Source organism: Enterobacter asburiae (assembly GCF_001521715.1).
Lineage (GTDB): Bacteria > Pseudomonadota > Gammaproteobacteria > Enterobacterales > Enterobacteriaceae > Enterobacter > Enterobacter asburiae.
In genome coordinates, this window is record NZ_CP011863.1 from 1148525 (window position 1) to 1172767 (window position 24243).

Genomic DNA, 24243 nt, shown 5'->3' on the forward strand with positions numbered 1-24243 from the left:
ATAATCCGTAATACTGTATTTATATACAGTATCTGGCGAGAAAGGCATTATGGACACTCTCTTTTCTTATCACCCAAAACAAGACATTGAATTACCTTTGTTTTTAGAACGCGTTGCCTGTGGTTTCCCCAGCCCGGCGCAGGATTATGTGGAGGATCGTCTCGATCTTAACCGGCTGGCAGTCAGACACCCCAGTGCGACCTATTTTATCAAGGTGAGCGGAGACTCCATGATTGGGGCGGGGATCGGCGACGGCGATCTGCTGGTGGTCGATCGTTCGTTAAATGCCGAACACGGGGATATCGTCGTGGCGTCGGTCGCCGGTGAGTTTACGGTGAAAGAGCTACAGACCCGTCCGGTTCTGAGACTTCTGCCGCATAATGCCCGCTATCAGCCAATTACCTTTCAGTCCGAAGAGGAGCTGCAGATCTTCGGCGTCGTCACCCACACCCTCAAAACGCATAAACATGTTCGCGCTGGTTGATGTGAATAGCTTTTACGCCTCCTGCGAGAAGGTGTTCCGCCCCGATCTGGAGGGGAAACCCATCGTGGTGGTGTCCAATAACGACGGCTGCATCATTTCATTGTCGCGGGAGGCAAAGCAGTTCGGCATAAAAATGGGTGAGCCGTATTTTAAATTCAAAGAAAAACTATACCCGTCAAAAGTTTACGTCTTTAGCTCGAACTATGCGCTGTATGCCGATCTCAGCAGTCGGGTCATGCAGACGCTGACCGATCTCGCCCCGGCAATAGAGATTTACTCCATTGATGAGGCGTTCGTGAACGTTTCAGGGGTCAGCCACTGCCTGTCGCTGGAAGCGTTCGGTCACCAGATGCGCACGCAGGTCTTTAAAAATACGGGCTTAACCGTTGGCGTCGGTATTGCCCCGACCAAAACGCTGGCGAAGCTGGCCAACTATGCGGCGAAACGCTGGGCCAGCACGGGCGGCGTGGTCGATCTCTCAGGCCGCGAGCGGCAGCGTAAGCTGCTGGAAAAGGTTCCGGTAGAGGAGGTGTGGGGAGTAGGGCGGCGCATCACGAAAAAGCTCAACGCTATGGGGATCACCACGGCGCTGGAGCTGGCGGAAGCGTCGTCCTGGGTCATTCGCAAACATTTCAACGTGGTACTGGAACGGACGGCCCGCGAGCTTCGCGGTGAGCCCTGCCTTGACCTGGAAGAGTTCACCCCCACGAAGCAGCAAATTATCTGTAGCCGTTCGTTTGGACACCGTATTACACAGTACGAGGAGATGCACCAGGCCATTTGTGCCTACGCGGAACGCGCAGCAGAGAAACTGCGCGGCGAGCATCAATACTGTCGCTTTATCAGCGTGTTTGTGCGCACCAGCCCGCACGCGGACAACGAAATTTATTACGGCAATCAGGCTTCTGTCACCCTGATGACGCCCACCAATGACTCGCGCGATATCATCCGCGCCGCCACGGAGGCGCTGGGACGTATATGGCTTGACGGCTATCGCTATATGAAAGCCGGGGTCATGCTGGCGGACTTTTTCAGCAGCGGCGTCGCCCAGCTGAATTTGTTTGACGATAATCGTCTGCGCGCCAACAGCGCGGCGCTGATGGAGATGATGGACAGCGTAAATCATTCCGGTAAAGGGAAGATATGGTTCGCCGGGCAGGGTATTGAGAAATCCTGGGCAATGAAGCGTGAGATGCTGTCACCGGCCTATACGACGCGGTACGCCGATTTGCCGGTGGCGAAGTAGAAGATGGTTGCGTTATTTCTTTTGCACCAACCAGGTTGCCGCAGCCGCCAGCGCGCCGATCAGCGGCATTTCGCCCGCTCCGGCCAGGAAGTTATAGCGATCGATCTCATTATTTTTACGGATATCCGCAAGGCGGGTAAGCGCCTTTTTTTCATCCGCAGCGCCGATCTCCTCGAACTGCTTTTCAAACCCCTGAGAGATGAGCTGAGCGGCCGCATCGGTGTTTGCGCTCTCGATCGCAATGAGGTTCGGGCCTTTTTGGAAAAAACAGTAATCCGGCATACGTGCTCCAGAAAGAGGGGATACGGTAAAAACACTCTATTCCTTGCGGTTAAAAAATGCACGTGATTTACGGCGGAAACAATCAGTTTTTCTTTATTATTTCAGGCAGTAACTGCTCAATCACGCTGACGACCTTTCTGACGCGCTGCGGAATAAAGCGGGCGTCAGGATAGACGGCATAGAGGAAGCGATCGGGCAAGCGCCAGTCGGGCAGCACCGGCACCAGCGTGCCCGCCTGCAGCGCCCTGGCCACAAGCGGTCGCTGCATGCCGCCGATACCGATGCCGGCCTCCAGCGCTTGCAGCAGCGCGTCGCTGGTGTTGGCACGGAAAACGGTATTCACGTTGAGCTCGACCGTTTCCTCGTCAGAAATCAGGCGCAGGGGGGCATCCAGCGGAATAGCGCTGAACCGTACGTGTGGCAGCGACGTCAGTTCGCTGACGGCGTGTACCGCCTGAAAACCGGGAGCGGCAAACAGCGCGGCTTCAATACGCGCCAGCACGCGAGCCGCGTGCGCCTGCGGAGGCTCACTGCCCAGCCGTATCGCGACATCCACGCCCTCCGTCACCAGATCGGCAAGGCGGTCATCCAGGGAAATCATCAGCTGCAGTTCGGGATGTAGGCGCTGTAGCGCTAGCAGATGCGGCAAAACGATCTGCCCCAGGCCGCTCGGTAACTGGACATGGACGCGTCCCTGAATGCTATGGTCAACAGGATGCAGACGCCTCTCCGCTTCCCCCATTGCGTCCAGCACAAGCTGCATATCACGCCGGTAACGTTCACCCTGTTCGGTCAGCTTCATCGTACGCGTCGTTCGGTGCAGCAGCACCACGCCAAGCTCATCCTCAAGCGCCGCGATCTGTTGACTGACGGCGGACTGCTTAATGCCGGTCTGACGGGCTGCCGCCGAAAACGAGCCCGCTTCAGCGACGCGTAGAAAGGTAGAAATGGCGGTGAGCTTATTATTCATTTAATGATTCTGCTTATAAGTGCCATCGGTTTCCGGGGATATCTCCAGAAAAAATAATAGATCACACTGCGTCTGTCACCCTTTCCGGAGAAACACCATGAATAAGATCCAGCAACACAACGTCGCCCTGGTCGCAGGCGCCAGCGGCATAGTCGGCAGACAGCTGGTCAGCACGCTCCTGCACCATCAGTGGGAGGTGATCGGCCTCAGTCGCCGCGAGGTAACCCATCCGGACGGCATTCCCGTGGTGAACGTCGATTTACTGGACGCGCAGGACACCGCGCGGGCGCTGGACGCCCTGAACGGTGTCACCCACATTTTTTACAGCGCCTGGGCGAACGCGGCGAACTGGACGGACATGGTTGAGCCGAACGTCACCATGCTGCGTAATCTGGTCAGCACCCTCGAAAAAACGGCACCTTTGCAGACGGTAAGCCTGATGCAGGGGGACAAAGTCTATGGTGCGCATCTGGGGCCGTTTAAAACCCCGGCGCGGGAAAGCGATCCCGGCGTACCGGGTGCCGAATTTAACGCCGCGCAGCTCGCGTGGCTCAGCCAGTTTCAGCGGGGAAAAGGCTGACACTGGAATGCCATCAGGCCGGGCGTGGTGGGGAGCGCGGTACCGGGTAATGCCATGAACCTTGCGCTGAGCATCGCCCTGTACGCCTCCCTGTGCAAGGCGCTGGGGTTACCGCTGCGTTTTCCCGGTTCGGAACAGGCCTGGCACAGCATCGTTGACCATACCGACGCCGGGCTGCTGGCCGAGGCCACGGTGTGGGCCGCCGCGTCACCTGCGGCACAGAATCAGGCGTTCAACGTGAATAACGGCGATGTCTGGCGCTGGAGTGAGCTGTGGCCGCGCATTGCACGCTGGTTTGAACTGGACTCTGCGCCGCCGGTGAGGTTGTCATTTCATCAGCTGTTTAACGACTATCGCGGCGTATGGCGCGAGCTTGCCGAAGAGCGGCTGGCGGAAGCGGATATTCTGCAGCTGAGCGACGGGCGGTTTGCCGATTTTGTCTTTAGCTGGGATTACGACATGTTCGGTGACGGGAGCAAGCTGCGCAGGGCGGGCTTTACGCAAATGCAGGCCACCGATGAAATGTTTTTCAGCCTGTTCGCGCAGCTGAGAGCCGCGCGGATTATTCCCTGATGAGCCTGGGCGTCCTGGTGCAGGCCAGGACGCCGGGGCACTTACTCAACCGTTAACGCATTAACAACCTCGGCCACGCTTTTCACGCTGCGGATGTTCCCAATCCCCGTGCCGAGCGCGATATAGCCCTCGTCGGTGTTGCCTTCGAGCATGCCAAGACGCAGGCCCCGTAATCCTCCCATCGCCTTGCCCAGCGCTTCGTTGCTTGCGCCTGCTTTATCCATCGACGCCAGTTTTTCCGCCAGCTTGCCGGGAAGAGAGCGGTAGTAATGGGGCACGGTGCGGAAAAGCAGCAAATCGAGGCCGTTGGCGGCAACAATTTTCTCTTTGACGCTCTGCGGCACGCGGCTTTCTTCCGTGCTGATAAACACTGAACCGGCAAACACGCCTTCCGCGCCCAATGCATGCGCCGCTCTGGCGGTGCGATTATCGGTAATGCCGCCCGCGGCCATAACCGGGACGTGCTTCACGGCATCGGCAATCAGCGGCACGATGGAAAAGGTGCCAAGCACCGTTGCGGGTAACGTCCCGCCTTCATCAAAACCGGTGGCGACGATAATGTCAGCCCCCATTTCTTCCGCGAGGCGGGTGTTCTCCGGTGTTGGGTTGATGTCGCGGTAGATAATGGCGATACCCGCCTCTTTTAACTCGCTGAACAGCGCGGGAATAATGCTGCCTTCCCCATAGCCCGTATACACCACGACCCTGACGCCTTCGTCTTTTACCACCTGAAGAATAGGTCCAGTCCAGACGTCATTAACGGCCGTGGGGATCAGGTTCACGCCAAACGGTTTCTCGGTCAGCCGTTTGGTTTTACGAATTTCTTCGCGCATTTTTTCGGCGGTCTCTTCCGGCGTGGAGACCGCGGTGTCGGCGGTTAAACCGGCATTGGGCCCCAGCACGCCGAGTCCTCCGGCATTGCTGACCGCAGCAACTAAACGAGCATCGGTGAGCCAGGATAACGGCCCCTGAATAACAGGTTTTTCGATGCCCAGGATCTGGCAAATACGGTTATTTTTCATAGCGGACTCTCCCTCACGTTTGAATGGGGAAGAGTGTAGGGCGCAGGATTGTTAGGAAAAATAGCCAAAAAGATTCATCACTGTTATAAAATTAATAACAATCATTTTATCCTGCTCGCGACAAAAGCGTTCCTTATGCAAATAAACCTCTTTGAAGCTATTCGAATTTTTATTGAAATTGTCGAGTCAGGCAGTTTTACCCAGGCGGCGGAGAATCTACAGGTCCATCGTCCGGCAGTTACCAAAGCGTTACAGCTTCTGGAGCAGCACAGCGGCACCCGGCTACTGCAGCGCACAACGCGTCGGATTAGCCTGACGCCGGATGGGGAAGCCTTTTATCGCCGGAGTAAACCCCTGCTGGCGCAGGCGGACGAATTGCTGGAGTCGTTTGGTACGGACCGGGCAATACACGGCCAGCTGCGTGTGGATATGCCGGTCTCTTTTGCCACGCTGCGGGTGATACCCAATCTGCCTGATTTTTATCGTCAGCATCCTGAGATCGACATCATTCTGAGCAGCTCTGACCGCCGTCGGGATATGCTGCGGGATGGCCTGGACTGCGTGCTGCGGGTGGGAGAGCTGGAGGACGGTGAGTATATCGCGCGTAAAATCGGGAACATCAAAATCACGACCTGCGCCAGCCCGGCCTGGCTGGCAAAACACGGTATGCCAGAAACGCCGGATGATTTACGCAAGCATCAGGCCATCAACTGGATTAATAACCGAAGCAGACAAATTCATCCGTGGACGTTTACCACGCCAGAAGGCATCGCGGAAATTACCCTGCCCGGTAAGCTTGTCGTGGATAACTCCGAGGCCTACATCGCGGCAGGCCTTGCCGGGTTGGGGTTAATGCAGGGGATGAATCTCTTTCTCCAGCCTTACATAGACCGCGGTCTTCTGGTTGAAGTCCTGCGGGACTATCGTTCGCCGGACCGCAAGCTGTCACTGCTCTATCCACACCGCCATCTCTCCCGCAAGGTGCGGGTCTTTACCGAATGGCTGGAGAGTCTGGTGTGAAAGCAGCCAGCTCGTGACACAGCGCGCCAATCTGCTCCACGGCGTTCAGCAGGCGGGGCGTGGGTTCGTTTGCGCAGTTCAGCCGCAGAAAGTGCGTTAACTCCGCGGCAGGGGAAAACAGGGGGCCAGGGCTGACGCCAATGCCCAGCGCCAGCGCGCGACGATGCACCTCCAGCGCGTTGACCCGCTGAGGCAGTTCAACCCATAGCAGGAAACCGGCAGCGGGCACGTTAACGCGTGTACCGGACGGAAAGCTCGCCTTGACCTGCGCCACGACGGCGTGAACGCCCTCTGCGATCCGGCGCTTCAGCCGCCGCAGATGGCGATCGTAGTCGCCGCTCGCCAGAACTTCGCTCGTCGCCGCTTCCAGCAGCGGGGCGCCAGCCCATTCTCCGGCCATGCGGGCCTGTAAGACCTGCGGGGAGTAGCGTCCGGCGGCGATCCAGCCGATTCGCCATCCGGGCGCAAGCGTTTTAGACAGGGAACTGCAGTAAATCACATTCCTGCTCTGGTCGAACGCCTTGCAGGCCGGAGGGCGTTGCCCCTCGCCGACCAGGTCACCGTAAACATCGTCTTCAATCAAGGGAATACCCGCCTCTTCCAGCAGGGCAACCAGCTCCTGCTTGCGCGCGACGGGCATGCTGGCACCCAAAGGATTTTGTACCGTGGGCGAGGCCAGAACGGCAGCAGGGCGGTGGTGGCGAATAGCGTCCGCCAGCGGTTCCAGCAGCAGGCCTTCCACAGGGTCGGTGGGGATCGCTAAAGCCTTCAGGCCTAAATCCTCCAGCAGCAGGAGCGTGCCAAAGTAGGCTGGCTGCTCAATCGCCACGACATCGCCCGGCTGGCACACGGCCCGAAGGGCCAGGCGCAGCGCCTGCGTCGCGCCTGCGGTAATAATGAGATCGTCCGCACCGAACCGGGCTCCCCACTGGGCAGAGCGCGCGGCAATCTTGCTTCGCAAATCCCGCCTTCCCGGAGGCAGGCTGTAGCTCTGTCCATGCGCGTCCAGACGACGGCCCGCAGAGTGCAACGCCCGCTGCAGCGCATCTCCCGGTAGCCACGCGGGATCGGGCAGGGCGGCGCCCAGCGGGATCAGCCGGGCTTCTGCACTGCTGAACAGCGACCGGGCCACGGCGGACATGGTGACGGGGACCGGGCCCGGCAAGGAACGCGCGGGCTCCGCGCGCGGAGGCTGGCTGGTCTGGCGGATGTAATAGCCTGACCGCGGGCGCGCAACGATCAGCCCTTCAGCCTCCAGGCAGCGAAGGGCCTCCAGCGCCGTCGGAAGGCTAACGCGCTCGCGTTCGGCCAGTTTGCGCGCGGAGATCATCCTGTCACCGGCGCGCAGCGCGCCGGACGTAATGGTAAGACGCAGCATATCCGCAATACGGCGATAGTGAGGAGAGGACTGGGACGGGGCAGACATGGGTAACTGTTCAGGCTAATTTTCGATAAAACTGACTATACAGCCATTGATGCGCGCCATCTATAGTGTCCGGCATGTTCAGGACAAGGAGGCATTATGCACAGCGATAACTTCAACATTTCCACCTATTTCAACCGCATAAACTACACCGGACCGGCGGCTGCCGATACGGCCACCCTGCATGCGCTGATGCGCCATCAGCTCTTTTCAGTCCCCTTTGAGAATCTGGACGTGCAGGCGGGCAAAGTTGTCTCGCTGGCGCCGGACGATATTGCCGATAAGGTGTTAACGCAGGGGCGCGGCGGCTACTGCTATGAGGTAAACGGGCTTTTTGCCATGGCGCTGGAGGCGTTAGGGATCCCTTACCGCTTCGTGGCGGCGCGCCCGATGTTCTACCCCGCGCGGCGGCCGAAAACCCATATGGCGTTGATTGCCGAGGTGGAGAGCCGACAGTGGCTTTGCGACCTCGGTTTCGGCAGCTACGGCATTCGTGCGCCGATGGCGCTGGACACGCTTGATGTGGATATCACGCAGGATGTCGACACGTTCCGACTGAGCCGCAGCGCGGAGGGCGAATATCTGCTTGAGGCGAAGGTTGAGGGAGAGTGGGCCCGGCAGTACGGCTTTGATCTCACCCCTCAGGAATGGATTGATTTCGTCCCGGCCAACTACCTTAACTCCACGCACCCGGATGCCATCTTTGTGCAGAAGCGGGTGGTGGTGCAGCACAGCCCGGAAGGACGCCAGATTTTACTGGGCGACGTGCTGAAAACCATCACGGCGAACGGCACTGAAACGCGGCAGCTGGCGGAGGAGGAAATCCGCCATGTACTGAAAGAGCGTTTTGCGCTGACCGCCGCGTAATCTGCCGGGAAACGGTGGAGCCTCAGCGCAGCCCGTCTTCTGTGGCGTTGCGCTGAGCTCCCCACTGTAACAGCAGGCTAAACGACGCGGGTAACACGGTCAGCGTCACCAGCGTCGCGACCAGCAGCCCGCCGATAATGGCATAGGCCATTGGCCCCCAGAAGACCTGATGAGAGATCGGGATCATGCCCAGAATGGCGGCGCAGGCGGTCAGGCAGATGGGTCTGGCCCGGTGCTCCGCGGCCGCCATAATGGCGGCATCGTTTGCTATCCCCTGAGCAAGATTGCTGTCAACCTCGCTAATCAGTATCACCGCGTTGCGCACGATCATCCCCGCCAGGGCGATAACGCCCAGCAGCGCGACAAACCCCATCGGCGTGCCGCCGGGCAGCATAGCCAGCACGATCCCCGGCAAGCCAAACGGGGCCATCAGGAGGGCCAGCAGCATCCGGGAATATCGCCGCAGCTGAAGCATCAGCAGCAACAGCATGAGGACCAGCGTTACCGGAAGAACGGTAAAGACGGAGCTGTTCCCCTTGTCCGATTCGGCAACCGCACCGCCTTCTTCAATGCTGTAACCTGCGGGCAGGCTCGCGCGCAGCCTGTCGACCGCCGGACGAAGCGCCGCGGATACCGCTTCAGCCTTCAGCCCCGGGGCAAGGTCCGTTTGCACCGTGATAAAGGGCACGCGCTGGCGACGCCAGATGACCGGATCGTCCACGCCCCAGACCGGCGTCGCAACGGCGCTGAGCGGAATTTTTTTACCGTCATTCCCCTGAATCGTGAGCGAGGAGAGGGTGGCGGTGCTGTGACGTGCATCGTCCGTGGCCCGCAGCACCACGTCGACAAGGCGGTCGTTATCCCTGATAGAGGTAACAACGCTGCCGGACCAGACGGTATTCAGCGTGCGGGCGAGGCTTTCTGACGATATTCCCGCCGCCCTGGCCGCCGTCTGATTCACCTTTAAGGTGATGACCCTCTCCGGCTCTCCGGCCGTCTGGTTAACGTCGCGTGAGAACGGGGACTGCCCAATCGCGTCCGTGAGACGGTTCGCAAACGCCCGAACCTGCAGATAGTCAGGCCCACTCACCCGGTATTTGATGGGCCAGCCGACGGGCGGCCCCAGCTCAAGGGGCGACACGCGCGTGATGATGTCGCTAAACTGCGTCGCCAGGATCCTGTTGAGCTGCGCATGCAGACGATCCCGCGCCTCAAGATCCTTAGCCACCACGACCATCTGGGCGATATTTTCATTTTCCAGCAGCACGTCCATCGGCAGGTAAAAACGGATGGCGCCCGACCCGACGTACGTCGAATAGCGATCGATGTTGCCGTTGCCGGCCAGCGCCTTTTCCAGCTTTTCCACCTCTCTTAGCGTTTCCGGCTGCGACGCGTTGGCCGGAAGCGTCAGGCTGACCAGCAGCTCAGGCCTGTCCGAAGCGGGGAAAAACTCGCCCTGCATAAACGTCGTGCCGTACGCGGACAGCCCCAGCGCGGAAAGCGCAATCAGCACGGTAGCGAGCCGGTGACGCAGTGCCAGACGTAAAAGCCGTCCGTACCCGCGCGCGATCCTGCCGGGGCCTGCCGCGTGAGATCTGACTTTTTCCGGCAACAGCCACGTGCCCGTCAGCGGCGAAAACAGGATCGCGACAGCCCAGGAACAGAGCAGGGCAATCAGCACCACCGCAAACAGGGAAAAACAGTATTCACCGGCGCTGGAGGCCGCAAAACCAACGGGAATAAAGCCGGCAATCATTACCAGAGTACCGGTGAGCATCGGGAAGGCCGTCGTTTTAAATGCATGGGTGGCCGCGAGCCGACGGGAATCCCCCGCTTCCAGCCGGGAGACCATCGTTTCGACGGCGATCATGGCGTCATCCACCAGCAGGCCCAGGGCAATGATCAGCGCCCCGAGCGAGATACGCTGAAGGCCGATGCCGGCGAGCATCATGCCGGCAAACGTCATGGCGAGCACCAGCGGGATGGCCGTCGCCACCACCAGTCCGGCCCGTAACCCCAGTGAGACAAATGAAACCGCCAGCACGATAATAACGGCTTCGATAAGCACCCGGATAAACCCGCTTACCGCGTCACTGACCACCGCTGACTGATCGGCAACTTTCACCATCTCGATACCGTGCGGCAGCCCGGCGCTGAGGGCCGCCATTCTGGCGTTCAGCGCAGCACCGAAACGCAGCATGTTGCCCGTTGGCGCCATCGACACCGCCAGTCCGATAGCCGGTTTGCCGTTCACCCGGTAGGCCGGGGCCGGTGGCTCGGCGATTTCCCGGGTGACGGTGGCAATGTCGGTCAGCGGAATATAGCGATTGTTCACGTGCAGCGTGACGGCGCGTAAGCTCTCTTCGGTCGTGAGCGCCCCGCTGACCTTTATCGCCATGTTCTCTTTTTCGGTTCGCATCGTTCCTGCCGGGACAACCGCGTTTTGCGCACGTAGGGCGTCGGCGACCGCCTGAATATCGAGCCCCATCCCGGCCAGGCGCGCCGGAGAAAAGGCGAGGACCCACTGCTCCTGCTGTTCGCCCAGCAGGGTGGTTTTGCCCATATCCGGCAGGGACATGAGCTCGCGCCGTATTGTCTCTACGCGATCCCGCACCTCCCGCAGGGTGAAGCCCTCGGGAATAAAGGCATAAATTGTGCCAAACGTGTCGTCAAACTCGTCGTCCACGGCAGGACCCTGCACCCCTTCAGGCAGGGACGGCGCGATGTCCTGCATTTTTTTGCGAACCTGATACCAGATATCCTGCACGCGTTGCGGGGGCGTATCGTCACGGAGGTTGACGTGGATAACGGTGCGTCCGGCCCGGGTTTCACTTTCGAGATAGTCCAGCCAGGGCGTTTCCTGCAGCTTTTTTTCAAGCGTATCGGTCAGCAGGCGGGTGGTATCCGCCACGGTTGCTCCCGGCCACTGCGCGGAGACGACGGCCGTTTTAATGGTAAAAGCCGGATCTTCGTTACGCGGCAGCTTCTCATAGCAGAACACGCCCATCGCAATCACCAGCAGCATGAAAAAGCTGACCATCTGCTGGTTCTTCAGCGCCCAGGCGGAGAGGTTAAATTTGGCTTCCGGTCCTGTGTTCATGGCTGAACCTCTCCGGCAACCACCGGCTCGCCGGACCGCAATGTGCTCACGCCCGCGGTAATCACCCGGTCGCCCGGCTCAAGGCCGGAGGCAATAATGACGGAGGTGGCCGTATAGCCGACGGGCACCACCGCGCGCAGCTGCGCCCGCGACTGCGGGGTAATCACAAAAACGGCGGGTTTGTCGCCGACGCGGGTCAGCGCCGAGGCGGGAAGGGTGTATCCGCGCGGGGCAGACGATGGCAACGTGACGGTCACGCTGGCGCCCAGCGCCATGGCCGCGGGCGGGTTTTGCAGGGTGGCCCTGACGCGCCAGGTGCGGGTCTGAGGATCGGCCTGCGGGGTGATATCCCGCAGCGCGGCAGACGCCCGTACCGACGGATCGCTCAGCAGGGAAACCCGCAAAAACGCCTTATCCAGAGGCGGGATCGCATCGGGAGTGGCAATATCAAACGCCACGTCGCGGGCTTCACCGGTTGCCAGCGTCAGCACGGACTGACCGTCGCTGACAACCTGTCCCGCAGAGGCGTTCACGGCCGTGATAACGCCCGCCTGCGGCGCGATCAGGCGCGTCCAGCCGAGGCTTTCGCGGGCATTTCGCCACGCGGCCTCGCTGCTTTTTAAGCGCGCGCGGGCGACAAGCCAGTCCGCACGGGCGCTGTCGAGCTGCGTGCGGGCTATCGCACCCGTTGGCATGAGCTTTTGCATTCGGCTGATGTTAAGCGCGGCGACCTGCGCCGAGGCTTTGGCGCCTTCATAGTCGGCCGCCGCGCCCTCGAGCTGGTTTTGCCCGGTCGCGTTGTCAAGCGTGGCCAGCAGCTGTCCGGCAGTGACCCGGTCGCCAATATCAACGCTGCGCGTCAGTATCCGGCCCCCGGTCCGAAAGCTCAGGGTCGTTTCATCGTGGGCATGGATCTCACCGGTTCTTTCCAGCGCGGGAAGGGTCTGGGCGGCCCCGACGACGATGTAGCGTACCGCTCGCGCCGGGTCGGGCTTATTTTCGTGTTTATCGCCGCAGCCGGTCAGCGGAAAAATCGCCAGCGCAAGCAGGGCCAGGGGAAGAAAATGCAGCCAGGAAAGGGTGCGCGCCACGCCGTACATATGATGCAGGCAGTGGCGGAGGGAGAGAAAAAATTCGTCTGACATAACGCCGCTCCATAAAGGGAATGGCGTTATTAAATGCGCGCTACGTCGAGAAAGATTCGACGTTCTGTCAAGGCTTTATCAAGAGTGGAGATTTTCATTACCGGACGGGTGCCAGGGCAATAAAATGCGCACGGCGAGGCCGCCGGTTTCCGGCAATGACGCGCTAATCTCACCCCCATGAGCCTCACAAATCGCCCGGGCGATGGACAAACCGAGGCCGCTGCCGCCGGAATGCCGCGCGCGGGACTGCTCCTCGCGGCTAAAGCGTTTAAACATTTCCGGTAAGAACTGGGGCGACACGCCCGGCCCGTCATCGGTAAATTCGAGGGTGTAATGACCGCTGGCGTAATGCAGCGCCACCTCGAGGTGGCCGCCCTCGCGCCCGTAACGTAGCGCATTTTCCATGAGGATGGTAACAACCTGGCCCAGACGGAACGCATCGCCTCTGAAGGGGCTGGTGCGCGGGTTGCGAAGCGTTATCCGAAAATGATGCGCGTCAGCCTCGGGCATGATCCAGGCAGCCCGCTCCTGAATCAGCTCATCCAGACAGAACGGCTGGTCCTCCAGCACGAGGTTACCCGCGTCGGCCAACGAGAGAAGGTGAAGCTCATCGGTGAGGCGGTTGAGGTGCTGGAGCTGTTTCATCACCATGCCCAGCTGCGCCGGGCTGGCATCAAACACGCCGTCTAACATGCCCTGCAGACGCCCGATGGCGGCCGTCAGGGGCGAGCGCAGCTCGTGCGCCATCGCGACGTGCGAGGCGCGGAGCTCTTTTTCATAGCGGGCGAGCTGTCCCGTCATGGAGTTAAAGTCGGTCGCAAAGCTGACCATTTCAGCCGGCGCATCCTCGATCAATTCCGCCTGACGGCCAAACTGCCCGTCGGCGACATCCTTTGCCGCATCGCGAAGGCGGCTGAACTGCAGAGCCAGCGGCCGGGCGTGTTTGAGCCCCATCACCACAATAAACGGGATCATCACCAGCACCAGCAGGGCCACCGTGGCCCAGTCGGCTGAGGCGATAGACGGCGTGGAATAGCTCAGGCCCCACCAGGTGTCCACAATCGAGTGGAAGCGGGCCGGATTGGCCTGCGGGTTCTGGCTGAGCGTCAGAAACTCCTGGCGTACCGCCGCTGGCATTTTGCCCATTATCCAGTAGTTCTGAACCGCATAGCGCAGCCACATGCAGGTGGCAATGACGATCACGCTGCCGATAGCCAGCGCTAAGATGCGCGCGCAAATCCAGCGCCACAGAGAGGAGTGCTGATTTTTAATCATGGCTGTCTGAACCTGTAACCCACGCCGCGAACGTTGATCAGCACGCCGGAGATCCCCGCCGCTTCGAGTTTTTTACGCAGGTTATAAATATGGGTGTCCACCACGCGCTCCAGCGCCTCGCTTTCCGGCAAACAGTGCTCCAGTAAATACTGGCGGGAGAACGGGTGCGCCGGAGAACGCAGCAGCGTTGCCAGAAGCGAGAATTCCGTTGGCGTAAGATCGAGCATCACGGGCGCGTCGCCGCCGTTATCCACGCTCGCCACAATGGCGGCCACGTCCACCTCCAGCGTTTGCCAGCGAAGGATCGCCTCGTCCGTCTCTTTTTTACTGCTGCGCCGCAGCACCGCCTGCACCCGAGCCACCACTTCGCCCGGATGATAAGGCTTCACAACGTAATCATCGGCACCGTACCGCAGGGCACCAATGCGGTCGGGGGTATCCCCCATGGCCGTGACCATGATCACCGGCACATCGCTTTTACGACGCAGGCCAGCCAGCACCTCGGTGCCGTTAAGCCCCGGCAGCATCACGTCCAGCAGTATGAGGTCGGGCTTCCACCGCTGCGCCATATCCAGCCCGGAATGACCGTCTCCGGTAATGGTCACGTCGTAATTTTCCCGCCGTAAATAGGCCTCGAGCACGCCAGCCGCATCGGCGTCATCTTCAATAATCAGCACTCTTCTGGACAACATCCGTTCACCTTGACCATTTCTTAACACTATCCCGACGATTCATTGATTCAGCCAAATCATACTGCGCCAACGTTGTGTGGCCGCCCCCGTATCAGGAGGCGCCAGCGTCCGTATGGAGAGCAGTATGATAGCGATAAAAAAAGTCCTGTATATGTCCGTTCCGCTTCTGATGGCCGTGAGTTCCGGCGTGCAGGCGGATGATGGCACCGCGTCCGATTCCCTCACCGTGGGGCTTGGGGGGCAGTATGCCCCGTGTTACTCAGGCTCAGACAAGCAGGTGTGGCAGGTGGTTCCGGTGCTGCAGGGACGCAAAGGCGCTTTCTTTATTGATGCGCAAAAAGGGGTGGGATATGACCTGCAAAACGACAGCGGCTGGTATTTCGAACACACGCTGGGCTACGACTTCGGAAGGGCTGATAAAAATTCTGGCTGGCGTGAGGGCGCAAACAATTTGAAATGGATGGGGGGCATTGATGCCACTCTGAATACCGGCCTTGCCGTCGGCTGGCAGGCCGCGCCATGGCTGAGTATGGAAGGCAAAGCGACGCTGCCGTTAACGGACAGCCAGGGTGCAAGCTATCAGGCCTCCGTGACGCTGATCCCCGTGCAAAATAACCAGGATACGGTTGCCTTTCAGTCTGCGGCCCTGTTTGGCGACAGCCGTTATCTGAATACCTGGTATGGGGTCAGCGAGCAGCAGAGCCGCCGCACCGGATATCGCCGCTATGCTGCGCCGGGTGGATTCTATGGCGTCGACACCAGCCTGACCTGGAGCCATCAGTTCGATGCTCACTGGGGGACGGTGCTGAGTGCGGACTACACCTGGCTGGGCGACCATGCGAATAACAGCCCGATCGTAATGCGGCGTAATGAAGGGTCTGCAACCGCCGCTATCACCTGGACATTTTAAATTCGCGGAGCGCGATGTGGGCGAGGGGATTATTTCTTCTTATCCATCATCGCTTTTAAATCGGCAAACGGGTTAAACGTGGCGACGCCCACGTCTTTTTGCGCGTCTTCCCCTGCGACCACGGTGGTGCCGTACTGATCCGCTTCGGTGTATTTCGAATGCTCGTGATCGTGGCAAAACAGGCACAACAGCTCCCAGTTGCTGCCATCTTCCGGGTTGTTGGTATGGTCGTGATCGATATGGTGAACCGTCAATTCACGCAGATTGGAATAGACGAACTCCCGCGAGCAGCGTCCGCAGACCCAGGGATAGATTTTTAATGCTTTCTCGCGATAGCCGCTTTCCAGCCGCGCGTAGTTTTTAGGGATCAGAGCCATTGCCGGTTTTACCTGCCATGAAAAAAGTGGGGGATATTATATCCCATTATGCGGCGGAATGACGAACCACGCTATTCTGTCAATTTATTTGATGCTTTCCGTTAAATAATCGCCATTTATTCTCACCCGGTAATGCGTAAAGTAGGTACAACGCAAAGCATTCTCAGGACACATCGTTATGAAAAAGATCGGGTTTTTATCATTTGGTCACTGGACGCCTTCTCCGCAATCCGGCACGCGCTCGGCGGCAGACACGCTGCTGCAGTCCATCGATTTAGCCGTGGCGGCTGAAGAGCTGGGGGCAGACGGCGCGTATTTCCGCGTGCACCACTTTGCCCGACAGCTTAGCTCGCCGTTTCCTCTGCTGGCGGCAATAGGCGCAAAAACGAAAACCATCGAAATCGGGACCGGCGTGATTGACATGCGCTATGAGAATCCGATGTACATGGCCGAGGATGCGGGCGCGGCGGATCTCATTTCCGGCGGTCGTCTGCAGCTTGGCATCAGCCGCGGCTCGCCGGAGCAGGTCATTGATGGCTGGCGTCATTTCGGCTATGTCCCGCAGGAAGGGGAAGACGAATCGGATATGGCGCGCCGTCATACCGAGGTGCTGCTTGAGGTGCTGCGCGGTGAAGGATTTGCAAAACCCAATCCACAGCCTATGTTCCCGAATCCGCCGGGGCTGCTGCGCCTGGAGCCGTATTCTGAAGGGCTGCGCGAGCGTATCTGGTGGGGCGCCGGTTCAAATGCGACGGCCGTATGGGCCGCAAAGCTGGGAATGAACCTGCAAAGCTCAACCCTGAAGGACGATGAAACCGGCGAGCCGTTCCATATTCAGCAGGCAAAACAGATCCGCGCGTACCGTCAGGCCTGGAAAGAGGCAGGGCATACTCGCCAGCCGCGGGTGTCGGTCAGCCGCAGCATTTTTGCGCTGATGGACGACCGCGACCGGATGTATTTCGGTGTCAGCCGCAACGACAGCGATAGCGTGGGCTACCTTGATGAGAAAACGCGCGCCATCTTCGGGCGCAGCTATGCGGCGGAGCCGGACAAGCTGATCGAACAGCTGAAAAAGGACGACGCGATTGCCGAAGCCGATACGTTATTACTGACCGTGCCGAACCAGCTCGGTGTGGATTACAATGCGCACGTGATTGAGTCTATTCTCAAACACGTCGCACCGGCAATGGGCTGGCGCGAGTAGTCGTTCCGCTATCAGCCGTGAGATCGTAATGGAAAATCTGGCCCTCTGGTATCGCCGTTTTGGTGAGCCAGAAACCGTTCTGCAACCTGAAACCGCGCCGCTGGGGGCGCTTGCGCCGGGTCATCTTCGCGTGCGAATGCTGTTTTCTCCGGTGAACGCGTCCGATCTCATTCCCATCACCGGCGCCTACCGCCACAGAACCCCGCTACCGGCGGTCGCGGGTATGAAGGTGTCGGCATTGTCACCGACGCGCCCGCGTCGTTTGCGCATCTGCTGGGTAAACGCGTCCTGCCGCTGCGCGGTCAAGGCACCTGGCAGCGCTATGTTGATTGCCCGGCAGAGTACGCCATCTCCGTTCCGGACGCTGTTGACGCACGTCTGGCCGCGCGGGCCTATATCAACCCGCTGGCGGCGCAAATGATGCTTACCCGCTATCCGCCTGACGGAAAGCGGGTGCTGCTGACGGCTGCCGGGTCGGATTGCGCCATTCTGCTGGGGCAGTGGGCGCGTAAGGCGGGGGCGGAAGCTGTGTACGGAATTCACCGTTCCGCCGTTCACGCTGAACGGCTGGAGGCGATGGGGATCATTCCCGTCGCGCAGCATGACGCCCAGCGGATTGGCACCGTCGCCGCGCGTACCGACGTCGTCTACGATGCTACCGGCGGGCCGCTTGCGGAAGCGATCCTCAGCGCGATGCCCGAGCAGGGCATGTTTGTCTGCTACGGGCTGCTCTCCGGGCAAACGTTCAGACAGCAACGGCCAGCGCCGCGCGTGGCGTGGTTCCATATCCGAAACGGTCTGGATGCGCTCAGCGCTGAGGCGTGGCGCGCGGAGTTTGACCGCATCTGGCTTAATTTGCCCGCCAGCGGGTACAGCGACGTCACGGTGTATCCGCTGGCGGAATGGCGGAGGGCGATCGGTACGTATCGCGAAGGGGGAAGGACCCGCAAGCCCCTCCTGTCGATGGCGGACTGACCGCTATTTATGGCTCATATCGCTCAGCAGCACGGCGATGGTTTGTCCGCCCGCCGTCTGTTCCAGACCAATCTTGACGATAATGGTCAGCGGGACGGAGAGCAGCATCCCAACGGGTCCGAGCAGCCAGCCCCAGAAAATCAGGGACAAAAAGACCACCAGCGTGGAGAGTCCCAGCCCTCGTCCCATCATGCGTGGCTCAAGAATGTTACCGAACACCAGATTAATGACCAGATAGCCGGCCAGCAGGATCAGCGCGTCATAAAGCCCGCTGAAAACCAGCACCTGAAGGATAGGGGGGATCGCCGCCAGCACGGAGCCGATGTTGGGAATGTAGTTAAGCGCAAACGCCAGCAGCCCCCAGACAAACGCAAAGCGAACGTCCAGCGCCAGAAGCATCACCCAGACGACGCCCCCCGTGACCAGGCTAATGGCGGTTTTCAGCACCAGATAGCGGGAGACGCTGTCCAGCGCACGCTGAATCGCCCCCATGCCTTCAGCCGGACGGACCATCATCTGCTGCAGCTTTGCCGGCAGCTGCGGCACTTCCAGCAGCATGAACACCACCGTTAAAAACAGCAGGAAAATGGAGGTCATGGCATTGGAAAGCTGCGCCAGCAGGCTGGTGACGATCGTCATGGCCGCGTTGGGGTCGATATATTTCAGGAGCTCCTCAACCGAGACTTCGATACCCGCGCGCTGCAGCCAGGGTTCCAGCTGGAGCAGCGGTATCGCCAGCGAAGAGCGGTACTTGGGCAGCGTTCGCGCCAGCTCATTGAGCGAGGTCCCCAGATACGCCACCAGCAAGACCATCGCCACAATGATGATGCTGATAAGCAGCGTGATTGCCAGCACGCGCGGGATGCGTAGCCGCGTCATGCGTTGTACCAGCGGGTTAAGGATCACCGCAACAAACAGGGCCAGAATAAAGGGCACAATAATGTCGGCGGCAAAACGAACGCCTGTCAGTATGATCACCAGCATGCCCAGCATGATGACAATTTTTAACCCGTTCAGGGTAATAATGGGTTTAGCCATGGTGACTCCGAAATTTTCTTTATATTTATAATAAAGGTGAAAGGCATTGCAATAAACTAACCAAAATCAAACGGGATGGGTAAAGAATTGCAAAGACTTTGAGTAAAATCCTGGCTTATGGTACAAATTTGGTGTGTTTAACTACCGAGGACAATTTTCATCCGCAAAGACGAGAAGCAACAACGCGGATAATTGTAATTTTATGGACAATATGTTCAGGACGTACTCTTCAAACAATACCGCTGTATACTCCACTTCTTTCTGCCTGCTTTCTGGTGAGCAACACTGGCGCACCGCACTATAGTCATTTCTTCTGCCTGAGCTGGCGCAACGCGCTTAGCTGTCTGATTTCAATTCGTATTTTTTGGGTTTGCTGCACGCAGCGGGCCACGATGGATTATATTCTCAAGCAGGAGAAAAACATGTTTTACTGGATCCTATTAGCGCTGGCTATCATCGCTGAAATTACCGGCACGCTGTCTATGAAATGGGCAAGCGTCAGCGATGGCAACACCGGTTTTATTTTGATGCTGGTGATGATTTCGCTTTCCTATATTTTCCTCTCGTTTGCGGTGAAAAAAATTGCGCTGGGCGTCGCGTATGCACTGTGGGAAGGGATCGGTATTTTGTTGATTACGCTGTTCAGCGTGCTGATGTTTGACGAAACATTAACAACAATGAAGGTCGCCGGATTAACGACGCTGGTCGCGGGTATTGTGCTGATTAAATCGGGTACCCGTAAACCTGGCAAACAGCAGAAGGAGCAGAACCATGCAACAGTTTGAGTGGGTTCATGCGGCCTGGCTGGGGCTCGCCATCGTGCTGGAAATCCTGGCGAACGTTCTGCTGAAATTCTCGGATGGTTTTCGCCGTAAACTGTACGGCCTGATGTCGATTGCCGCGGTTCTGGGGGCGTTCAGCGCCCTGTCCCAGGCGGTAAAAGGAATCGATCTGTCGGTGGCCTATGCGCTGTGGGGCGGTTTCGGTATCGCCGCCACGCTGGCCGCAGGCTGGGTACTCTTCGGCCAGCGCTTAAACAACAAGGGCTGGATGGGGCTCATCTTGCTGCTTGCCGGCATGATCATGATAAAACTCGCCTGATAACGTTGCGATCCTTAGTTTCAGGCCTCCGCGCTGGCTTACTGTGTAGCCAGCGCTTCCAGCTGGTCGCGGAAACCGGTAACGGACAAGGCGCGGTTGTCGGCGCGCCACCGGTCTTTTGCCGCCGGGGCAGAGCTCTGGACACCAATCAACTGCCAGCCCTTGTCGGTTTTCAGCATCAGCGGTGAACCACTGTCACCCGGCAACGTATCGCACTGATGCGAAAGTACGCTGGTTTGCGCCCAGCCCGTCACAATACAGTCGGTGTGCGTATAAAGCGTATCCAGATGATCGACAGGATAGCCTGACTGCGTCACCTTTCGGTCGGCGGCTTTCAGCGCGGCGGTGAGGGCGGCCTTGTCGCCGTCAAATAACGGCAGCGGCGTAATGCCCGAAGGCGGGTAGCGTAAAATGATCAGGCCAAAATCCCACGAGGCGGCCGCCGGTGGGACTATCCAGCCGTCGCCATCCGGCTTCAGGCGTTTGCCGAGAGACGGATCAACCCTTCCCTCAATGCCGTGGATTTCATAGCGCCAGGTCCCTTTTTGCGACACAAACCGCAAGGCAACCGCTTTATCCGGCTTGCCGTTTGGAGGCGTTAACAAGCAGTGGCCTGCCGTCAGGGCAAGCTGCGGGGTGATCAGCGTCGCAGTACATAAGTTACCGCTGGCGGTTTCCAGCTGGCCTATAGCATCCCAGGGTGCCTGGGTGGGATCGGCGACGCGCGTACGATCGTCATGACCGAAAAAAAGCGTCTTTAGCTCTTTCGCGCTAATGGTGTCATCACCGCCATCATCCGCATGTGAGAATCCAGAAAAAAGACCAAACGTTCCCAGTAACAACACAACAGATTTACGCATATCACACTCTGGTGGGGGTAATTATGATTATTAAAAGTGAACCCTATGAAAATACTATAGACGGGACAGCGCTAAAGTGGGAGTAAAATCAGCGTGCTACAATCAGGAAAGATAAAAATGGCTGGCGATGAGCGCGCATAAAATAAGCAGGATCAGAATCAGCTCAAACCGATAGCGTCGCAGCATACGCCCTCCGGAAATAAAAAAACGGCGCGGAACCTGTTCCGGTTCAGCGCCGGTTTACCAACGTGCCCCGAAGGGCACGGTTAAGCTTGTACTCTTACGCAGCTGGCTGTGCAGCTGGTTTAGCAGCTTCGTGTTTTACTGCTTTTTTGTGATGCTTTTTAGCAGCCTGAGCTTTCTGTTCTACAGCTGGTTTGGTTGCTTTTTTGTGGTGCTTTTTAGCAGCCTGCGCTTTCTGTTCTACAGCTGGTTTGGTTGCTTTTTTGTGATGCTTTTTAGCAGCCTGAGCTTTCTGCTCGGTTGGTGCTGCGGTTGCTGGTGCAGCGGCTTCTTTTTTCGCTGCAGCTTTGTGATGTTTCTTATGGTGAACCGCTTTTGCTGGCGCAGCGGTGGTAGTTGCAGCAGGCGCGGCAGCCGGTGCAGCAGTTGCGGTAGTGTCAGCAGCAAATGCAGCAGAAGACAGACCCATAGCAGCGGCAACAACCAGAGCTAATACTTTATTCATTCTCATACCCTCGAATTTGGTTTTTCATTTAACCCCACTGCGGGGCCGTTGAAATAACTATATCCCTGTAAATTCGAGGTTTCCGTGAGTGATTGGTATCGGCGTGTAACGGAATGTACAGCGGGGAGAAAAGTGTACGAACAGGCCAAACGCCGCTGCTCGTACGGGCCTCTGTTATTTGTTCAGTGTGGCCAGAATAGCCGCCGGAGACTGACTGCCTATAATCGACCGTGATTCAGGCTCGATCACCACCATTACCGGGGTGATGCTAATGCCCAAACGTTCTGCCAGGGCAGATTGCCGCGCGATCAGATCGGAGCAGGCTGTGGTGGTGTCGTTATCCGGTAAAAATCCCGCCATCGCTTGTTGCAGGCTTTTGACCTTATCGGTTGAACACCAGACGCGTCCCATATCTTCAATTACCGAGTCGCGAATGGCGTTGGGCGCAACGGTCAGAAACGACATCGTCAAACCGGCATCCGTATATTGCTTAACGTTTTTCACTACGTTGCTGCAGTAAATGCACTGATTATCAATAAACACCAGCAGCTTATATTTTTCAGCAGGAGCCTGAAACGTGATGGGCTGGAGGTCTGCAAGAGAGCGGGTAATATCGTTGAACGCGTCTTGCGGGGTATTATCCGTGGCTGCGAAAGTACTTAAACTGGTCGCACACAGAATGGCTAACATCGTTTTCATTATGCCTTTCATCATTCATCCCTTTATTTTTTTAATCCTGACCTGATGGCAGTCTAATTGTGTCGGAAGGACACGCATTCATACACCCGACGCAATCATGACAACATGTGCTAAATCATATTCTTATTGAAAAGGGTGAGAAGAGTGCCGGAGCAGGCTCCGGCAGAGGGATTAAAGATAACGGGAGGTCAGATGTTCGCGGAAGTAACGGATATTCAGATCTTCGCCCGTCGCCTGGGTGATTAATTTCGACGTGCTGAAGCGGCTGCCGTGCTGCCAGATGTTCTGACGCAGCCACTCAAAGAGTGCGGAAAAATCACCTTCGGCGATGGAGGTCTGCAGACCCGGCAGTGCGGTTCTGGCGGCATGGAACAGCTGCGCGGCGTACATGGCGCCAAGCGTGTATGACGGGAAGTAACCAAAACCGCCGTCGGTCCAGTGGATATCCTGCATACAGCCGTTGCGGTAGTTGTCTTTGGTGGATAACCCGAGCCAGGCCTGCATTTTCTCATCCCACAGGGCGGGAATATCGTCCACCTCTATCTCGCCGTTGATCAGCGCGCGCTCAATCTCATAGCGCAGCACCACGTGTGCCGGATAGCTCACTTCGTCCGCATCGACGCGGATATAGCCAGGCTTCACGCGCTGGTTCCAGGCAATAAAGTTCTCTTCGCTAAACGCCGCCTGGCTGCCAAAGCGGGCGTGTACCGCAGGGAGGAGATGCCTGAGGAAAGCTTCACTGCGCCCCAGCTGCATTTCAAAGAACAGGCTTTGTGACTCATGGATCGCGGTTGAGCGCGCCAGGGCAATCGGCTGTCCTGACCAGGCGCGCGGCAGGTTTTGTTCGTAGCGGGCGTGTCCGGTTTCGTGGATCACGCCAAACAGCGCGCTGAGCAGCTCATCTTCGTCATAGCGCGTGGTGATGCGCACGTCCTCAGGGACGCCGCCGCAGAACGGGTGCGCGCTCACGTCCAGGCGGCCGCCGTTAAAATCGAAGCCAAGCATCTTCATGACTTCCAGGCCCAGCTCACGCTGGGTTGCCGCCGGGAAGGGGCCCTGCGGGGGAATAAACGACCGTTGAGCCTGTTTTTCGACCACGTTTGCCAGCAGGTCCGGTAGCCAGGACTTCATATCGCCGAACAGAACGTCCAGACGTGCGCTGGTCATGTCGGGCTCAAAAATATCCAGCAGCGCGTCGTACGGCGTACAGCCTTTGGCTTCAGCCCGCAGGCGAGCCTCTTCGCGGCTGAGTTTGACCACCTCTTTCAGGTTGGCGGAAAAACCCTGCCAGTCGTTGGCGGGGCGCTGCGTGCGCCAGGCGTGTTCACACTTGCTGCCTGCCAGGGATTTCGCTTCCACCAGCGATTCCGGCAGCAGGGTCGCCTGCTGATAGTGGCGCGTCATTTCGCGCAGATTGGCCTGTTCGACGTCATTCAAATCTTCACCTGCCGCCGCCGCTAACAGGTCGCCGACTTTTTTATCGGTCAGGATCTGATGTTGCAGGACGCTCATCTCCGCCAGCGCCTCGCCGCGCGCGGCGCTGCCGCCTGGCGGCATCATGGTGAACATGTCCCAGCTGGCGATGGAGGAGAGGTGCGAGAAGCGGGAGAGACGCTGGAAGGTTTTGACAAGTGACTGATAGGCTGATGTTTTTTGCAATTCTTATTTCCTCTTGCCAGGGATGTGTTTCAGGGAGCATACAATGAAACAGA

24 protein-coding genes and 2 pseudogenes are annotated in these 24243 nt (G+C 58.4%); 11 read left to right on the top strand and 15 right to left on the bottom strand.

What is annotated here, in order from left to right; all coding sequences use genetic code 11:
* Positions 1-49 precede the first annotated feature (49 nt).
* On the top strand, positions 50-484 hold the full coding sequence (gene umuD, locus ACJ69_RS05820) for a translesion error-prone DNA polymerase V autoproteolytic subunit (RefSeq protein ID WP_029740280.1): 435 nt from the start codon (positions 50-52) through the stop codon (positions 482-484).
* Positions 468-1730 carry a translesion error-prone DNA polymerase V subunit UmuC gene (gene umuC / locus ACJ69_RS05825; protein ID WP_059346656.1) on the top strand — a complete coding sequence of 421 codons (1263 nt, stop codon included), beginning with the start codon at positions 468-470 and terminating at the stop codon, positions 1728-1730. The genes umuD and umuC overlap by 17 nt, the downstream gene beginning before the upstream one ends.
* A 12-nt stretch (positions 1731-1742) precedes the next feature.
* On the opposite strand, the gene ACJ69_RS05830 is transcribed toward umuC, so the two are convergent.
* Together ACJ69_RS05830 and ACJ69_RS05835 are read right to left on the bottom strand one after the other, a co-directional pair.
* Positions 1743-2012 (bottom strand): hypothetical protein, encoded by a 270-nt coding sequence (locus ACJ69_RS05830; protein ID WP_059346657.1) that lies wholly within the window; start codon positions 2010-2012, stop codon positions 1743-1745.
* Positions 2013-2094: 82 nt separating this feature from the next.
* Positions 2095-2982 (bottom strand): LysR family transcriptional regulator, encoded by an 888-nt coding sequence (locus ACJ69_RS05835; protein ID WP_054830289.1) that lies wholly within the window; start codon positions 2980-2982, stop codon positions 2095-2097.
* A 97-nt stretch (positions 2983-3079) separates the two neighbouring features.
* Here ACJ69_RS05835 and ACJ69_RS05840 point away from each other — a divergent pair.
* A pseudogene (locus ACJ69_RS05840) lies at positions 3080-4135 on the top strand (SDR family oxidoreductase).
* A 41-nt stretch (positions 4136-4176) separates the two neighbouring features.
* Here the strand turns inward: ACJ69_RS05840 and ACJ69_RS05845 are convergent.
* Complete coding sequence (locus tag ACJ69_RS05845; protein WP_059346658.1) at positions 4177-5157, bottom strand: NAD(P)H-dependent flavin oxidoreductase; 981 nt, start codon at positions 5155-5157, stop codon at positions 4177-4179.
* Positions 5158-5292: 135 nt separating this feature from the next.
* On the opposite strand from ACJ69_RS05845, the gene ACJ69_RS05850 reads away from it, so the two are divergent.
* On the top strand, positions 5293-6177 hold the full coding sequence (locus ACJ69_RS05850) for a LysR family transcriptional regulator (RefSeq protein ID WP_059347810.1): 885 nt from the start codon (positions 5293-5295) through the stop codon (positions 6175-6177).
* Here the strand turns inward: ACJ69_RS05850 and ACJ69_RS05855 are convergent.
* Positions 6149-7603, bottom strand: a complete 1455-nt coding sequence (locus tag ACJ69_RS05855; RefSeq protein WP_059346659.1) for an aminotransferase-like domain-containing protein — start codon at positions 7601-7603, stop codon at positions 6149-6151. The genes ACJ69_RS05850 and ACJ69_RS05855 overlap by 29 nt on opposite strands.
* Positions 7604-7699: 96 nt before the next feature.
* On the opposite strand from ACJ69_RS05855, the gene ACJ69_RS05860 reads away from it, so the two are divergent.
* Entirely contained in the window at positions 7700-8467 is a 768-nt protein-coding gene (locus ACJ69_RS05860; RefSeq protein ID WP_059346660.1) for an arylamine N-acetyltransferase family protein, read from the top strand.
* Between the two features lie 22 nt (positions 8468-8489).
* Here ACJ69_RS05860 and ACJ69_RS05865 read toward each other — a convergent pair whose 3' ends face one another.
* The 4 genes from ACJ69_RS05865 to ACJ69_RS05880 all read right to left on the bottom strand — a co-directional run bounded on the left by ACJ69_RS05865 (position 8490) and on the right by ACJ69_RS05880 (position 14679).
* On the bottom strand, positions 8490-11567 hold the full coding sequence (locus ACJ69_RS05865; protein ID WP_059346661.1) for an efflux RND transporter permease subunit: 3078 nt from the start codon (positions 11565-11567) through the stop codon (positions 8490-8492).
* Positions 11564-12712, bottom strand: a complete 1149-nt coding sequence (locus ACJ69_RS05870; protein ID WP_059346662.1) for an efflux RND transporter periplasmic adaptor subunit — start codon at positions 12710-12712, stop codon at positions 11564-11566. Before ACJ69_RS05870 ends, ACJ69_RS05865 begins: the two co-directional genes overlap by 4 nt.
* A 78-nt stretch (positions 12713-12790) precedes the next feature.
* Complete coding sequence (locus ACJ69_RS05875) at positions 12791-13987, bottom strand: sensor histidine kinase (RefSeq protein WP_059346663.1); 1197 nt, start codon at positions 13985-13987, stop codon at positions 12791-12793.
* Positions 13984-14679, bottom strand: coding sequence for a response regulator (locus tag ACJ69_RS05880; protein ID WP_029739347.1), 696 nt, complete (start codon positions 14677-14679; stop codon positions 13984-13986). Before ACJ69_RS05880 ends, ACJ69_RS05875 begins: the two co-directional genes overlap by 4 nt.
* Before the next feature lie 124 nt (positions 14680-14803).
* Between ACJ69_RS05880 and ACJ69_RS05885 the strand changes: the two genes are divergently transcribed.
* Positions 14804-15589 carry a MipA/OmpV family protein gene (locus ACJ69_RS05885; RefSeq protein WP_059346664.1) on the top strand — a complete coding sequence of 262 codons (786 nt, stop codon included), beginning with the start codon at positions 14804-14806 and terminating at the stop codon, positions 15587-15589.
* A 29-nt stretch (positions 15590-15618) separates the two neighbouring features.
* On the opposite strand, the gene yajD is transcribed toward ACJ69_RS05885, so the two are convergent.
* Positions 15619-15966 carry an HNH nuclease YajD gene (gene yajD / locus ACJ69_RS05890; RefSeq protein ID WP_003857471.1) on the bottom strand — a complete coding sequence of 116 codons (348 nt, stop codon included), beginning with the start codon at positions 15964-15966 and terminating at the stop codon, positions 15619-15621.
* Positions 15967-16144: 178 nt separating this feature from the next.
* On the opposite strand from yajD, the gene ACJ69_RS05895 reads away from it, so the two are divergent.
* Positions 16145-17170: an LLM class flavin-dependent oxidoreductase gene (locus tag ACJ69_RS05895; protein ID WP_059346665.1), complete on the top strand. Its 1026-nt coding sequence runs from the start codon at positions 16145-16147 to the stop codon at positions 17168-17170.
* 28 nt (positions 17171-17198) lie between these two features.
* Positions 17199-18145: pseudogene (locus tag ACJ69_RS05900) on the top strand (zinc-dependent alcohol dehydrogenase family protein).
* Between the two features lie 3 nt (positions 18146-18148).
* Here ACJ69_RS05900 and ACJ69_RS05905 read toward each other — a convergent pair.
* Positions 18149-19183 (bottom strand): AI-2E family transporter, encoded by a 1035-nt coding sequence (locus ACJ69_RS05905; protein WP_059346666.1) that lies wholly within the window; start codon positions 19181-19183, stop codon positions 18149-18151.
* 133 nt (positions 19184-19316) lie between these two features.
* Between ACJ69_RS05905 and ACJ69_RS26035 the strand changes: the two genes are divergently transcribed.
* From ACJ69_RS26035 to mdtI, 3 genes are all read left to right on the top strand, one after another.
* Entirely contained in the window at positions 19317-19487 is a 171-nt protein-coding gene (locus tag ACJ69_RS26035; RefSeq protein ID WP_085930315.1) for a protein YdgV, read from the top strand.
* A 118-nt stretch (positions 19488-19605) separates the two neighbouring features.
* Positions 19606-19968 (top strand): multidrug/spermidine efflux SMR transporter subunit MdtJ, encoded by a 363-nt coding sequence (gene mdtJ, locus ACJ69_RS05910; protein ID WP_059347811.1) that lies wholly within the window; start codon positions 19606-19608, stop codon positions 19966-19968.
* The gene (gene mdtI / locus ACJ69_RS05915; protein ID WP_024909144.1) at positions 19955-20284 is read left to right on the top strand and encodes a multidrug/spermidine efflux SMR transporter subunit MdtI; all 330 of its coding nucleotides are present in this window, start codon (positions 19955-19957) and stop codon (positions 20282-20284) included. Before mdtJ ends, mdtI begins: the two co-directional genes overlap by 14 nt.
* Before the next feature lie 38 nt (positions 20285-20322).
* Here the strand turns inward: mdtI and ACJ69_RS05920 are convergent, their stop codons facing one another.
* The 5 genes from ACJ69_RS05920 to ACJ69_RS05935 all read right to left on the bottom strand — a co-directional run bounded on the left by ACJ69_RS05920 (position 20323) and on the right by ACJ69_RS05935 (position 24190).
* Positions 20323-21144: a trypsin-like serine peptidase gene (locus tag ACJ69_RS05920; RefSeq protein ID WP_047647926.1), complete on the bottom strand. Its 822-nt coding sequence runs from the start codon at positions 21142-21144 to the stop codon at positions 20323-20325.
* Between the two features lie 102 nt (positions 21145-21246).
* Positions 21247-21330, bottom strand: coding sequence for a small membrane protein YdgU (gene ydgU, locus ACJ69_RS26040; RefSeq protein ID WP_021241182.1), 84 nt, complete (start codon positions 21328-21330; stop codon positions 21247-21249).
* Positions 21331-21424: 94 nt separating this feature from the next.
* On the bottom strand, positions 21425-21832 hold the full coding sequence (gene asr, locus ACJ69_RS05925) for an acid resistance repetitive basic protein Asr (RefSeq protein WP_059346667.1): 408 nt from the start codon (positions 21830-21832) through the stop codon (positions 21425-21427).
* A 174-nt stretch (positions 21833-22006) separates the two neighbouring features.
* Positions 22007-22531 (bottom strand): thioredoxin fold domain-containing protein, encoded by a 525-nt coding sequence (locus ACJ69_RS05930; RefSeq protein ID WP_232248372.1) that lies wholly within the window; start codon positions 22529-22531, stop codon positions 22007-22009.
* Positions 22532-22702: 171 nt separating this feature from the next.
* Positions 22703-24190 carry a carboxypeptidase M32 gene (locus ACJ69_RS05935; RefSeq protein WP_059346669.1) on the bottom strand — a complete coding sequence of 496 codons (1488 nt, stop codon included), beginning with the start codon at positions 24188-24190 and terminating at the stop codon, positions 22703-22705.
* Positions 24191-24243 lie beyond the last annotated feature (53 nt).

Bases quoted from the DNA above. Each gene is read 5' to 3' on its own strand.
- umuD (WP_029740280.1), top strand. From the start codon at position 50: ATGGACACTCTCTTTTCTTATCACCCAAAACAAGACATTGAATTACCT.
- ACJ69_RS05920 (WP_047647926.1), bottom strand. From the start codon at position 21,144: ATGCGTAAATCTGTTGTGTTGTTACTGGGAACGTTTGGTCTTTTTTCT.
- ACJ69_RS05895 (WP_059346665.1), top strand. From the start codon at position 16,145: ATGAAAAAGATCGGGTTTTTATCATTTGGTCACTGGACGCCTTCTCCG.
- ACJ69_RS05865 (WP_059346661.1), bottom strand. From the start codon at position 11,567: ATGAACACAGGACCGGAAGCCAAATTTAACCTCTCCGCCTGGGCGCTG.
- ACJ69_RS05870 (WP_059346662.1), bottom strand. From the start codon at position 12,712: ATGTCAGACGAATTTTTTCTCTCCCTCCGCCACTGCCTGCATCATATG.
- ACJ69_RS05930 (WP_232248372.1), bottom strand. From the start codon at position 22,531: ATGAAAACGATGTTAGCCATTCTGTGTGCGACCAGTTTAAGTACTTTC.
- ACJ69_RS05850 (WP_059347810.1), top strand. From the start codon at position 5,293: ATGCAAATAAACCTCTTTGAAGCTATTCGAATTTTTATTGAAATTGTC.
- ACJ69_RS05835 (WP_054830289.1), bottom strand. From the start codon at position 2,982: ATGAATAATAAGCTCACCGCCATTTCTACCTTTCTACGCGTCGCTGAA.
- ACJ69_RS05905 (WP_059346666.1), bottom strand. From the start codon at position 19,183: ATGGCTAAACCCATTATTACCCTGAACGGGTTAAAAATTGTCATCATG.
- ydgU (WP_021241182.1), bottom strand. From the start codon at position 21,330: ATGCTGCGACGCTATCGGTTTGAGCTGATTCTGATCCTGCTTATTTTA.
- ACJ69_RS05830 (WP_059346657.1), bottom strand. From the start codon at position 2,012: ATGCCGGATTACTGTTTTTTCCAAAAAGGCCCGAACCTCATTGCGATC.
- ACJ69_RS05885 (WP_059346664.1), top strand. From the start codon at position 14,804: ATGATAGCGATAAAAAAAGTCCTGTATATGTCCGTTCCGCTTCTGATG.
- mdtJ (WP_059347811.1), top strand. From the start codon at position 19,606: ATGTTTTACTGGATCCTATTAGCGCTGGCTATCATCGCTGAAATTACC.
- mdtI (WP_024909144.1), top strand. From the start codon at position 19,955: ATGCAACAGTTTGAGTGGGTTCATGCGGCCTGGCTGGGGCTCGCCATC.
- ACJ69_RS05875 (WP_059346663.1), bottom strand. From the start codon at position 13,987: ATGATTAAAAATCAGCACTCCTCTCTGTGGCGCTGGATTTGCGCGCGC.
- yajD (WP_003857471.1), bottom strand. From the start codon at position 15,966: ATGGCTCTGATCCCTAAAAACTACGCGCGGCTGGAAAGCGGCTATCGC.
- ACJ69_RS05860 (WP_059346660.1), top strand. From the start codon at position 7,700: ATGCACAGCGATAACTTCAACATTTCCACCTATTTCAACCGCATAAAC.
- asr (WP_059346667.1), bottom strand. From the start codon at position 21,832: ATGAATAAAGTATTAGCTCTGGTTGTTGCCGCTGCTATGGGTCTGTCT.
- ACJ69_RS05880 (WP_029739347.1), bottom strand. From the start codon at position 14,679: ATGTTGTCCAGAAGAGTGCTGATTATTGAAGATGACGCCGATGCGGCT.
- umuC (WP_059346656.1), top strand. From the start codon at position 468: ATGTTCGCGCTGGTTGATGTGAATAGCTTTTACGCCTCCTGCGAGAAG.
- ACJ69_RS05855 (WP_059346659.1), bottom strand. From the start codon at position 7,603: ATGTCTGCCCCGTCCCAGTCCTCTCCTCACTATCGCCGTATTGCGGAT.
- ACJ69_RS05845 (WP_059346658.1), bottom strand. From the start codon at position 5,157: ATGAAAAATAACCGTATTTGCCAGATCCTGGGCATCGAAAAACCTGTT.